Annotated in this window: 10 protein-coding genes and 1 pseudogene; 5 read left to right on the top strand and 6 right to left on the bottom strand. The window is 43.8% G+C overall.

Annotation, left to right across the window (positions count from 1 at the left end):
• Window positions 1-20: 20 nt before the first annotated feature.
• The 3 genes and pseudogenes from BCU07_RS18725 to BCU07_RS18715 all read right to left on the bottom strand — a co-directional run.
• Window positions 21-1,997, bottom strand: a complete 1,977-nt coding sequence (locus BCU07_RS18725) for a diguanylate cyclase domain-containing protein (RefSeq protein WP_102427928.1) — start codon at window positions 1,995-1,997, stop codon at window positions 21-23.
• Window positions 1,997-2,533, bottom strand: a complete 537-nt coding sequence (locus BCU07_RS18720; protein WP_017060086.1) for a YfiR family protein — start codon at window positions 2,531-2,533, stop codon at window positions 1,997-1,999. Before BCU07_RS18720 ends, BCU07_RS18725 begins: the two co-directional genes overlap by 1 nt.
• 10 nt (window positions 2,534-2,543) lie before the next feature.
• Window positions 2,544-2,738 (bottom strand): annotated as a pseudogene (locus BCU07_RS18715) (hypothetical protein); the annotation flags it as partial.
• Between the two features lie 170 nt (window positions 2,739-2,908).
• Here BCU07_RS18715 and BCU07_RS18710 point away from each other — a divergent pair.
• The 3 genes from BCU07_RS18710 to BCU07_RS18700 all read left to right on the top strand — a co-directional run bounded on the left by BCU07_RS18710 (window position 2,909) and on the right by BCU07_RS18700 (window position 5,482).
• Window positions 2,909-3,652 (top strand): 5-oxoprolinase subunit PxpA, encoded by a 744-nt coding sequence (locus BCU07_RS18710; RefSeq protein WP_102427930.1) that lies wholly within the window; start codon window positions 2,909-2,911, stop codon window positions 3,650-3,652.
• Window positions 3,653-3,786: 134 nt separating this feature from the next.
• On the top strand, window positions 3,787-4,539 hold the full coding sequence (locus BCU07_RS18705) for a 5-oxoprolinase subunit B family protein (protein ID WP_017060083.1): 753 nt from the start codon (window positions 3,787-3,789) through the stop codon (window positions 4,537-4,539).
• Entirely contained in the window at window positions 4,532-5,482 is a 951-nt protein-coding gene (locus BCU07_RS18700; RefSeq protein WP_102427931.1) for a biotin-dependent carboxyltransferase family protein, read from the top strand. The genes BCU07_RS18705 and BCU07_RS18700 overlap by 8 nt, the downstream gene beginning before the upstream one ends.
• 180 nt (window positions 5,483-5,662) lie before the next feature.
• Here BCU07_RS18700 and BCU07_RS18695 read toward each other — a convergent pair whose 3' ends face one another.
• From BCU07_RS18695 to BCU07_RS18685, 3 genes are all read right to left on the bottom strand, one after another.
• Complete coding sequence (locus tag BCU07_RS18695; RefSeq protein ID WP_017060081.1) at window positions 5,663-7,117, bottom strand: FAD-dependent oxidoreductase; 1,455 nt, start codon at window positions 7,115-7,117, stop codon at window positions 5,663-5,665.
• 532 nt (window positions 7,118-7,649) lie between these two features.
• Window positions 7,650-10,088, bottom strand: coding sequence for an ABC transporter permease (locus BCU07_RS18690; RefSeq protein ID WP_102427932.1), 2,439 nt, complete (start codon window positions 10,086-10,088; stop codon window positions 7,650-7,652).
• A gap of 1 nt (window position 10,089) precedes the next feature.
• Window positions 10,090-10,764 (bottom strand): ABC transporter ATP-binding protein, encoded by a 675-nt coding sequence (locus BCU07_RS18685; RefSeq protein ID WP_102427933.1) that lies wholly within the window; start codon window positions 10,762-10,764, stop codon window positions 10,090-10,092.
• Between BCU07_RS18685 and BCU07_RS18680 the strand changes: the two genes are divergently transcribed.
• Window positions 10,763-11,386, top strand: a complete 624-nt coding sequence (locus BCU07_RS18680; protein ID WP_102427934.1) for an arylesterase — start codon at window positions 10,763-10,765, stop codon at window positions 11,384-11,386. The genes BCU07_RS18685 and BCU07_RS18680 overlap by 2 nt on opposite strands.
• Window positions 11,387-11,467: 81 nt before the next feature.
• The gene (fabV, locus tag BCU07_RS18675; RefSeq protein ID WP_102427935.1) at window positions 11,468-12,667 is read left to right on the top strand and encodes an enoyl-ACP reductase FabV; all 1,200 of its coding nucleotides are present in this window, start codon (window positions 11,468-11,470) and stop codon (window positions 12,665-12,667) included.
• Window positions 12,668-12,841: the final 174 nt, after the last annotated feature.

Below are 12,841 nucleotides of genomic sequence, written 5' to 3'. Positions count from 1 at the left end.
GAGCTCACAAACACCGGTGCCTATTTACCCTCACGAGCGAACACAAACTGACCTTTTCCTTTGCGTTTCGCTTGGTACATAGCCTCATCAGCAACCTTTAGAATCACGTCAATATCACGCTCTGAGCCATCAACTAAATTGATACCTAAGCTCGCCCCAACATGAAGTGAACGCTGTTTATAATTCACTTCTTGCCCGATCAGATCCAACAATCGCTCGGCTAACTTCGCTAATAAGACTTTGTTTGTCTGTTTAATAATAAGAACAAATTCATCACCCGACAAACGTGCAACCAAATCCCCCGCTCTTACCTGAGATAATAACCGGTTTGACACTTCTTTAAGGATTTCGTCACCCGCATCGTGACCATAGTTGTCATTCACTTCTTTGAAGCCATCCAAATCCAAGTAAATAACCGCAAAATGCTGATTTGAATAGTGGCTCGACGTGACAACATCATCCATAACCTTATACAGCTGCGCTCTATTCGCTAACCCGGTTAATGCATCGTGATGAGCCAAGTGTTCGAGTCTTTCCATCTCTTTAACGTTGGATAAATCAGACAGCGTTAATACCATATCAAACTCGTCTTTCTCGTTGTCTGAGGCAATTCGATTCACTTTGACAAACATTGGAACTAACGTGCCGGACGCGCTTTTCTCCCACACTTCGCCTTGCCATTGACCATAGTTGTCTAACGAACTGCGAATTGTCGGCATCAATGATGAAAATTGCTGCCACGAAAATACTTCAAATGGTGTTTTGCCCACCAGCAGATCAGAGTGATAACCGAGAAGTTGTGTGATCGCCGGGTTAACCATGGTTATCACATTGGATGAGTTGAGCACGATCAAGCCGTCTTTACTGTTTTCGAAAACACCCGCAGCAATACGTTGGCGACTCATGGCCGTTTCTATGTCGGTGACATCTTGGATTGCATAAAGAATACGACCATGTTTTGTCAAAGAACGACTGCTCACACGAAGCCAGCGTTTTGATTGAAAGAGATCGGTGGTTTCCAGCAATTCGTCATTAAGTTCAATATTGGCATCAATAACATCTTGTAAGTAACCCGTTTGCTTGGTCGCGATCAACTCTTGGATCAACAAATTCTCAAGAAAGGCTTCCGAGCATTTAAAAATATCCCGAGTAGCTGCGTTCGCATGAAGAATGAGCCCTTTTTCATCCACCACCAACAAAGAGTGCTGAACGGTTTCAATGACCTCATTTGCGAATGATTTTTCTTCTTGTAACTTGTCTAACGTAAAATTGATTTGGTTATCGCGATGTTGAAGCCTTTTTAACATGGTATTGAAAGCTCGAACCAGATCGCCGATTTCATCGCGGTTCGTTACGACTAATTTAGGCTGCTTCGAACGACGCTCAACAAAGGCTTGCATCGCCTCATTGAGGTCAAACATCGGTTCGATAATCAAGCGTTGCACCAATTTGACCACTACTCCGCCTAACATCACCAGAAACAACAGGTAGACGACCGCAACCTTGAAAATATTCGTTAAGATCGAATTAAACGTCTCTTTCGATATTGTTACTCTCAAGTTCGCGATCACTGCGCCATCCAGTGTCACTGGAACGAGCAAGAAGATGAAATGCTCAGAGATGGCAAATTGATGATCGGCGATATCGTCTAATTCTTCTGCGTTTGGCCTTGGAACCAGAGTGTTGCTCACCTGATAGCTGGCAAAAAGCTGTTCGTTGATGTCATAGAGCTTCACTCTAACAATATCTTTATCTGCGACGAAAGCTGACAATATTTCCTGAGCCGATGACTTGTCTTCAAATAAAATCGCGGCTTGCAAGTTATAAGCAACACCTTGTGCTAGCACTTTAACACGCTGAATAAGACTCTCTTTCTCTCTCTCAAACGTGACAGTGTAATTTACCGATTGGATCGTTACAAAAGTGACTGCGATGAAGATGATAATGGGTAATATCAGCTTGTTTTTAATCGATATGTTATTAATGAAAGACAACATTATTGGCCCTCCACTATAGCGATTCGTAACAGGTTCGAGCCAATGACGTAGTCACCGCGCCTTGCGTTCTCTAGATTGATCTTAGGTTTGAGCTTATTATCGATGTGCGTGAGTTCAATGATTCCACCTAAGTCCGTAAAGTTAGGGATATCACTGATTGTCACAGTATGTGGCGAGTGCTCTTGACTAAGAAATTGGTCATTTTTACGGTCAGACAAATACGTAATATCACACTTAGAAGTAATCGACTGTTGAACTCGGATAGCGAGCGAACGAATAGATTTCCCCTCGGTAATTGACGTTAGCACTTGGCTTACCTTTTCATCGCCAATCACACAAAAGTTCACAGCGTTCATTGAGCTTTCATCATTCCAACGTATAAAATTCGCAATTCTAAAAAGGTACACCGCTTTCACTTCATAAGGTTTGAAGCTAGCAGCTGAGGTGTTCAACGGCACAATAAGCATCGTTAAAGCCGCTAAGCCTAGTTTAGATAAGCCGAGCTTAATGCGGTGCTTAAGCCATTTAGAATTCATGAGAGATCCTCACATACACCGATTCTTGATTGACACAAATCTCGGTAAGTTTTTGTGTTACTTTCGAAGCCGTTTCCATTTCGACATCTAACATAGACAACTCTTCAAGGCTCATCGACATGAGCTGGTCTAGAGAGTTTTCTTGAGCAGAGACAAAAACAGGTATCATTAATGCTAGTCCTAAGCAAACCTGGCGGGATATCATGTGCTCACCTAATATACAGATAGATATTAATCCTTTAATCAATAGTTCAACTATATATGAAATGCCATACTGGTAAATCTACGGTGTCGAAAGTTTGAGTTAGGTCACTGTTTATTTATGGTATTTATAAGACCGTCATTACTTACCTCAACGTAAAGGATTAGCACCACGTGACAACGAAGATTTTGCTTAATTGCGACATGGGAGAAAGTTTCGGCAATTGGAAGATGGGCGATGACGAGTCGGTCATGGAATGGGTCGATATGGCAAACATCGCTTGTGGCTTCCACGCGTCTGATCCGCACGTTATGTCCAAGACGATAAAACTGGCGCAGCACTATCACACCCAAATTGGTGCTCATCCCGGTTATCAAGATCTCGTTGGTTTTGGTCGCCGTTCTATTCCACACACCATGGACGAAATCAGTGAGCTGGTTTGTTATCAAGTCGGTGCATTACAAGCCCTTTGCCGCTATCACCATACCACTGTTGGCTATGTGAAACCTCATGGCGCTCTTTATAACGATATGATGGCAAACATTGATGTGTTCAATGCGGTAGCCCAAGCCGTCGCTGAGTTTAACATCCCGTTGATGATTCTCTCTTCATCAGACAATCAACAGTATTTGGATATTGCTGACGACCATGACTTGCCTCTCTTGTTTGAAGCGTTTGCCGACCGTGCTTATTTAAATAACGGACAATTAGCGCCACGTACTCAAAAAGGCTCGGTTTACGTCAATCAAGACGATATCTATAACCAAGTTATGCAAATCATTAACTATGGCTCGGTTACGACTTTAGAGGGCGAAATACTGCCTATTGAAGCCGATACTATCTGTGTTCATGGTGATAACCCTCAATCCATCGCATTAATTAGAAAAATCAGACAAGACCTCAACGCTTTTAATTAGTATGAAGCGTGTGATTGGTATGACGCATGGTCTAATCGCTCGTGAGATCTAATTGACTTGTATTGGCTTGGACACGGAAGTGAGACACGCCAAGTAAGCTAAAAAAGGCAAGATAACAAACGTATGGAAACGAAATGACGACGAATCAGATTGAATTCAATATAGCGCCAGTCGCGGAATGCAGCGTTTTGGTGACCTTGACGCTATCGCCTTCAAATAATCAATCTAGCGCCGAATATGCGCAATACATAGCTCACTTTTCCGATGCCATTCGCCAAAACTTAGCATCGGTGTTGATGAATGTGACACCGGCTTACCAAACAATATTGGTCGATTACCTCCCTTATCGAATATCAGAACAGCAGCTCATTGAACAGCTCAATAATTTGTTGAGTCATGCTCTGTCGTCCTTTTCTAGTGTTAGTAAAACTCGCGATACGATTGAGCTTCCTGCCTATTACTCACCAGAAACGGCGCTCGATTTAGACCGATATCAAAACAAAGGCCTGTCGCTCGACCAGATAATTCAACATCACACCTCACAGACATACAGCGTCAGTGCGATTGGGTTTACGCCTGGCTTTGCCTTTATGTCGGATGTGGTTAATGAGCTTGCCTTGCCCCGTCACTCCACACCCCGCTTAATTGTGCCCAAAGGCAGTATCGCCATCGCGGATACGAAAACAGCTGTGTACCCTTCGGATTCACCGGGCGGTTGGAATATTATTGGCAATTGCCCACTTCCGTTGTTCGATCATAGCCAGTTGAAGAACGCCGATATCACGCAAAGACCACTGTCTCTGCTTAATGTTGGTGATACCGTCCGTTTCATAGCGATTTCAAAAAAAGAATTTGTAGAGTTGGGTGGAGGCATCGTAAATGGCTAAGACAAAAACTAAACCAACACTGACAGTGATTAAGCCCGGCCCGTTGAGTTTGATTCAAGACTTTGGGCGATTTGGTGTTGCTCATCTTGGATTAACGCAAGGTGGACCGGTTGATGACTACTCTTATAGCTGGGCTAACCATCTATTGGGCAACCCAGTCAACCAAGCGGCGTTGGAAATCACGCTTGGGCAATGTGCGTTGAGAATCGATTTTGATTGCGAGATGGCACTATGCGGGGGTGATTTACAAGCGAAACTCGATGGTAAACCACAGGCTAACTGGAGCACTTTTCAAGCTTTTAAGGGGCAAGTTCTCTCATTTGGTTTGCCTAAAAATGGTCTAAGGGCGTATTTAGCCATTAAGGGCGGTTTCGATGTTCCATCAACTCTTGATAGCTGCTCTACAGTCACTCGTGAAAAGATTGGTGGATTAACGCAAGATGGCGAGCCATGCCAGCAAGGGCAACAAATCGCTTTTACCCAACACCAACTCTCTCATCCATTTAAAGCGTTGAGTGTTACCTTCCGATACACGCCTGATTACAATCTACCCGTGAACCTACGAGTGATTGAAGGCTATCAAAGCGAGCTATTCTCCGAGTCAGCAAGAGAGATTTTGTATAACGCGCAGTATCACGTTGACCAAAACTCTAATCGGATGGGTTATCGACTCAGTGGCGAGCCCGTAGACTCGCCTGACATTTCGCTATTGTCAGAAGGCATTACCCTAGGTGCGATTCAAATTCCACAAGATGGACAGCCTATCGTGCTGCTTAATGATAGACAGACCATAGGTGGTTATCCGAAGATAGGATGTGTCGCCAGAATCGATTTACCACGCTTGGCGCAAGCAAAACCTGGACATGCGATATCGTTCAGCAAGGGCGATCGCTTGGGCTTACAAGATGTTTGGTGCCAATGGGCTCAGTTTTTCGGCTATTAGTTTTTGCGATGTGTTATGTGCTAAATGCTATGTAGCTGAGAATAATCAACTAGGAAGATGTCATTTAGATGAGGTTCGGTATCTAAGCAGATGTTGAAATGAAGATTCGGCTTACCTATTACAGTAAGCCGAATTGAAGAAATTAAACGCAGTCGATGATGATAGACTAATTATAGGCTATTAAGCGTGATCTTGACCTGACACCTTGGCAAGCGCTTCTGGGTATCCACGTTCTTGTGTCAAATCTATCGCTCTGTTTTCAATATCATTTAGATTAAGTGACATTGTCACTGAGTGTGTGTCTTCAATAGATGCCGCCTCTGATACATCAAACCATTGCTCAGCGACCTTTTGTGCCGCTTCTAATGTTGAAGAAGCTTTTACTACTTCAAGTCGAGCATAGCGATCCCCACAGAATGAAACGTCTGAAGCTCTTAAGCTTGGATCGGTTCCCGGAATCTGTTGTGCACCAAACAAAGGTTTACCACCGACCAATGCAGAACTGAAACTTGGGATGAACTGAGACATATGCGTTATTGCCGCGCGAGTTCTTAATTCAAGCTGATCTTCACTCCAACCCGATACGATTTTCTTAAGCAGCTTCGAAGGCAACTGTGGCTGTGACGAGTCTGTTGACGATGAAACAAGCCCACCCTCAAACAGAGTAATCCCTTCTGTCATGCCGTGAAGTTGGAACACACCATCAGCATACGGCGTTAATTGCGCCATGCCTTGCGGTGTGCCTCTCGGGCCATGGAAGATAACTTCTGGCCACTCTTCCTTACATTCTTGCGAATATGGCCACTCTGTAACGTATGCAGCTTTAAACTCAACAAGTCTTTGCTGCTTAGAGCCAACAAAGTCATCTACGATACCCGTTTCAAACCCACTCGCATTAATCAAGTAATCGGTCGTTAGTTGGCAGCTTTGGTTTTCGGCATCGGTATAAGTCAAAGACCAACCTTGACCTGTCGACTCAACAGATTGTAATCGGCTGTTGGTTAACACAGTACAGTTAGCTTGTTGCCCCAAAGAGAGTTGAGCGGTCGCAGAAAGTCGGAATACGCTCCAGCCATACTCTTGGACCATCGCAACAGGATACTTTAGGGTCTCTAAATCCGTATGCTTGGCGAAAGGAATACACCAATCATCAAGCGATGTTGGTTTCAGAGGCTGTGTTTTCGCAGAAAGTGCTAATAAATCTTCTTTGCTGTACAGCTTATAATACTCTTCCGGATCACCGAGCACTTGGTTGCTTTTATCTTGTTTAACAAGATCGGCATAAGCGCTTTTGATTATCTTGAGACGAGGAAGCAGATCCAACGGCTCTCCACCATCACTGTGCGGAACGGCGATGATTGTCGGACGAATATTGATCGTATGAGGAAATAAGCGGACGGTATCAATTGACTGCGTGAGCAACTGAAGACACTGCTCTACAGAAATATCTCGATACAAATTGCCGCCAGCGTGCAGGTGGCAAATTGGTGGACCATTAACCAAACTCGGCCCTTTTTCTAAGATAGTGACCTTAAAACCCAACTCACTAAAGTGAATCGCGCTCGTTGTTCCGGCAATACCACCACCAACAATGGCAATAGAAGGTTGATTTGTATCCGTTTTGTTGTGGTTCATCGTGTTCTGTAGAATAAGATTAACTGCCTCTATTCTACTTTTGTTCTGCGATGAATTAAAACACATTTTTATCAAGGTCTTAGATAGGCGGGATTTAATATCTATGTAAAAAACATAAATAATCTCTTGACTCAATAACTCCAGATAGGGTTTTAAAGGTTATTCTAACAGTCAAATTTGTCCTAAGTGACGCCACATAAAGGCTGCCTCAGTACTCTTAAAACATAGCGGTTAACTTATCCCTAAAGTTATCCACCGTTTTTGTGGATAACTGTTGATAACGTTCTTGCTAAGTTGCGCAAACCCTTTGTTTACAGGGACTAACCGTTGTTCATTAAATCGGCATTATTGGGTAATTAGTTTTAAAAAATGCTAAAAACAGTGGAATCTAAGGTGCGATATTTTTTACTTATGCTACCGGTTGGTTAAATAAAAAACGGTCTAAAGCGACGTATTATAAATAGTGCATGACTAAGTATAAATAATCTCACTTTTAGACCGTTTTAAGCGCTTGGCTAGATCTCGCTAACGACTAGCCAAAATCCTTGTTTACTGGTGCCAACAAACGTTTGATTAAGCTATTCACTACCGCGGCTAATGTGATGAACGTTAGCACCGGTAGCGCTATCCACAACATCGGGTGAAGTGAAGGTTGTAACTCAAAACCAAAGTTCATCACTCCTGCCACGCTGAGCTCAGAACCAAGGGCTGCAATTGAGCCTGCGACTAACGCCATTAAACCGTACTCACACCAAATAGTATTGAGAATTCGCTTCTTACTCGCGCCTAATGTTCGATACAAGCGTATCTCTTGTTGTCTTTGAGATAAGCTCAATCGCAATAGAGTGAAGATAAGCAACAGCCCCGCCACCACACCTAACGCCGCAAGTACGGTAATCGACCAAACAATCTGCTTAAGCAACTCTTGGATCTTGCTACCCATCTTACGAATATCCATCAAACTCACGGTTGGATGATTTCGAGAGAGTTCGTTGAGCATCTGATTGTGTTGTTCTTCTAATCTGAAGCTCACTAGCCAAGTAGAAGGGATTGAACTCAAGACATCTGGAGTAAAAATGAAGTAGAAGTTCGGCTTCATTTCTCGCCACTCGACTTTGCGGATGCTATTCACCTTGGCAGAAACATTCTGGCTGTTGATTGTGAATGACAGCTCATCGCCAATCTTTAGATCCAGTTGCTCCGCGACATCCGATTCTACAGATACGCCATGCTCTTGCGTCCAGTTACCTTCTAATACTTCATTGTACTTAGGTAAGCTATCTCCCCAAGTGAAGTTGATCTCACGGCTTAGTGCGTCTGTTTCTCCAGAGGTATCACTGTATTCCGATGCTTCGACACCGTTTATCGTCGTCAGTCGTCCTCGGATAATTGGAAACGCTTGAGTACGCTCTACTTCGTTTGCATCAATCGTCTCGAGATAACTGTCTTTTTCATAGCTTGCAATGTTAAGTGCAAACGCATTTGGTGCGTTCTCGGGTAAGGTTTGCTGCCAATCTGACAGTAAATCACTTCTTACCAACCAGATGATAGACAGCAACATCAGTGAAAGCGCTAAAGAGCCAAATTGAATCCCCGTTGCTAAAGGTGTGCGATTAATTCTGCTCAATGCTAAACGCATAGACGTAGATGTCGGTAACTTGCCAACCAAACGCAGAACAAGCGTACTAACGACCGCAAGTACTAAGAACAGGCAAGCGATACCCGCTAGAACTATCCATACCAATAGATTGTCGCCATACATCAGCATCATTGGAATAATCGGTACCAGTAACAACAAATATTTCTTGTAGCTTTCATTGGACTGGTGACTTGATTGGATAACGCTGATTGCCGAGGTATTGACCAAGCCAATTAACGGGATACCAAGAGCAGGAACACCAATTAAGATGCTTGATAAAATCGCCAAGATTGCAGGTTCAATACCATAGCTAGGAAGTGGCGTTGGTAATAAGTCACCCAGAGGTATACGAAGCAAAAACTCTAAGCCGATACCGATAGTTATTCCCAGTACTGCACCGATAACCACTAATAAAGATACCTGTACAGACAACCATTTAACGATCCACTGCTTGCTTGCACCCAAACTCTTAAGCATCGCGATGGTTTTACGGCGACTCGCAACATAATGTTGGCAAGTGAGTACCAAAGTGGTCGCAGCCATGATCACAACAATAGCAACGGTTAACGAAAGATATTGAGTCGTGCTTTCGAACATGTCGTTAGTACGGCTCGCAGAATCTTGAGTACGCCAGCGATCGCTTGGTGTTAATTCTACGCTGTCTTGCGCGGCTTGCAGTTTTGTATCATCACCGTTGAGAAACAGCCTAAAACTAACACGACTGCCCGGTTGAATCGCTCCCGTGGCATCAATATCGCTTGTATGAATCAGAACGGCTGGCATCTGTTGGAATGGGTTAAAGCTTAAGCCTGGTTCTTGAGTGATTCGTCCAGTTATCGCTAAATCGGCATCGCCAATAGTGACAACGTCATCAATTTCAACCTCTAACTGTGCAAATATACGCTCGTCTAACCAAAGTTCCCCTGGCTCAACATGGTTACTTGATGCTTTATCAGCGCCCTCTAAGATCATTTCACCGCGTAATGGGTAATTACTTTCAACTGCTTTTACCGTCACTAACTGCATTGAGTTATCACTGAATGCCATGGTTGAAAAACGAGTCAACTGAGAGCTTTCTAACTGTTCAACTTGAGTGAGGTCTAACAAGGATTGTGGAACAGGGTTTGCTGAGATAAACACGCTATCGGCAGTAAGCGCATCTTTGCCCTGCTTAACAATTACCTGTTCCATACGTTCGGCCAGCGCCGACAATGCAAATACACAAGCAATAATAAGCGTTAAAGCGATTGAAACTGGCCACAACTGACCGTGTCGAATCTCTTCGATACTCCATGAAAACAGGCGTTTATTCAGTCCGTTTGATGAATTCAATTTAGACTTCCTCTATCTGACCGACATGCATCTTAAGTGTTCTTTGGCAACGTTGTGCAAGCTTAGGATCGTGTGTCACCAAAACTAACGTTGTGCCATGGGATGAGTTCAATTCAAACAACAACTCGACAATTTTGGCAGCAGTTTGTTGGTCTAGGTTGCCTGTGGGTTCATCGGCAAAAAGAATTTTTGGCTTAATCATAAATGCGCGCGCCAACGCGACCCTTTGTTGCTCACCACCCGATAGTTGAGACGGCAAGTGATCAAGCCTGTCTCTCAAGCCTACTGATTCAAGCAGAGCAGTCGCGCGTTCGATGTCTTCGTCTGCTCCCTTCAACAAACAAGGTAACGTGACATTTTGCAGCGCAGAAAGGCTTGGAATTAACAAGAAGCTTTGAAATACAAACCCTACCGATTCACTCCGGATCTTAGCCCTTGCCTCATCATCAAGCTGTGAAAGTGGCTGTCCTAATAAACTGATTTCGCCTTTCGTTGGTACATCAAGACCAGCTAACAGCGTCATTAGGGTCGATTTACCTGCACCAGACGTGCCTACGATCGCGACCGTTTCGCCTTCACGAATATCGATATCAACGTGCTCTAGGATTGTTAAATGTTCTTGATTAGTAGACACTGTCTTGGAAACAGCTTCTGCTTTAATGATGGATGTATGCATGACTCGACTAATTTCCTTTTTATTTTTTATTTTATTTTCAACCGCTTCTTTAGCTCAAGGCTCTGCGTCAGCTCAAGATTCAAAGTTATTGGTACTTGGCGATAGTTTGAGTGCTGGTTACAACATGGACATCAAACAGAGTTGGCCAAGTTTGTTGCCAGACGCGCTAGCAAAACATGATAAAGCGGTTACCGTGGTTAACGGGAGTATCTCTGGTGACACAACGGGCAATGGTTTAGCTCGTTTGCCTCAACTACTTGAAGAACATGCTCCAGACACCGTTCTTATCGAACTTGGTGCGAATGATGGACTTCGTGGGTTCCCACCGAAGCTGATGTCTGCGAACCTAGATCAAATCATTGAGCAGATAAAAGCCGCAGGCGCAAAACCGATCATGATGCAGATTAAAATTCCGCCAAATTACGGTAAGCGTTATAACCAACAGTTTGAGTACGTTTTTGCGGCTTTAGCTGATCAACAAAATGTGCCGCTTCTGCCGTTCTTTCTAGAACATATCATCCTTAAACCTGAGTGGATGATGAACGATGGCTTGCATCCTAAACCAGAAGCTCAACCTTGGATCGCTGAATTTGTCGCCGAAGAATTATATCAGTATCTTTAGGTTTTAATGGTCTAGCTCAATAAATTTTACACAGCTTTACGTTAGCCTGAGTGCATATCACCGTGAACTGTAAGGTTATTTATGCTGATCGAACCTGTTATCAAGGGTGTGGTAGCTAAAAGCGCTCACCCTATTGGCTGTCAAGAAGCCGTAAAGCAACAAATCAAATTTGTTAAGAGTGCGCCGCAAATCAAAGATGGCCCTAAACGAGTACTGATCATCGGCGCTTCCTCTGGCTTCGGCCTTGCCGCTCGTATCGCCCTTACCTTTGGCGGTGCAAAAGCTGACACCATCGGCGTCTCATTCGAACGCGGTCCCAACGAAAAATCCCTCGGTAGTGCCGGTTGGTACAACAACATCTACTTCAAGAAAGAAGCCGAACGAGAGCAGCGCACTGCTATCAACATCGTTGGCGACGCATTTTCGCAAGAAACACGTTCACAAGTTGTCGAAGCCATCGAAACCTACTTCGAAGGTGAAGTGGATCTGATTATCTATAGCTTAGCTGCAGGCGTTCGTCCTAAACCAGATTCCGATGAGTTTTGGCGCTCTGCTATCAAACCTATTGGTGAAAGCGTAACTGGCGCAACCATTTCTCTGGAACACGATAACTGGGTGACCAACACACTTGATGCCGCGACGGAAGAAGAAGCCGAAAGCACGCTCAAAGTGATGGGCGGCGAAGATTGGGAACAATGGATAGATGAGCTCATCAACGCTGAATCTATTGCTCCGGGTTGTAAGACGATCGCGTTTTCTTATGTGGGTCCAGAAGTCACACACCCTATTTATTTAGACGGTACATTGGGACGCGCTAAGATCGACCTTCACCAAACCAGCCACGCTCTTAATCTAGAATTAGCTAACTTTGATGGCAACGCTTACGCGACTGTCTGTAAAGCACTAGTCACTAAAGCGAGCGTTTTCATCCCGGGACTCAGCCCTTACTTACTTGCTTTGTATAAAGTGATGAAAGAGAAAGAGACCCACGAAGGTTGTATCCAACAAATGCAGCGTCTATTTAGCAGTAAACTCTATGGTCAATCAAAAGTACCACTTGATGGTGAGCGATTGATCCGTATGGATGATTGGGAATTAGATCCAGAAACCCAAGCGCACGTAACTGAACTACTAGAAAAGATGGATGAAAACAACTTCCAAACTTTAGGTGATTACCAAGGGTTTAAAGAGGAATTTCTGCAATTAAATGGGTTTGCTCAACCATCGGTAGATTATAGCCAGAAACTTAATACAGAAGATTTTATAAAGTTAAAGCCTTAATCTGAAATTATCTCATTACTGAGACCCGGATTCACATTTGAAAACCTCTGCATAATTGCGGAGGTTTTTTCGTGCAACATTTCTTATACTTATTAAACGTAAGGTTCATAGTTTTCTTTGGTTCATCATAATTAACACAGGATGTGTTGATGCATTTAGCATAATTGACTCGGA

It is taken from the genome of Vibrio sp. 10N.261.54.E10, assembly GCF_002877735.2.
GTDB lineage: Bacteria > Pseudomonadota > Gammaproteobacteria > Enterobacterales > Vibrionaceae > Vibrio > Vibrio crassostreae_C.
The sequence above is the reverse complement of the archived record's forward strand: the minus strand, read 5'-3'. Positions and strand labels throughout refer to the sequence as shown.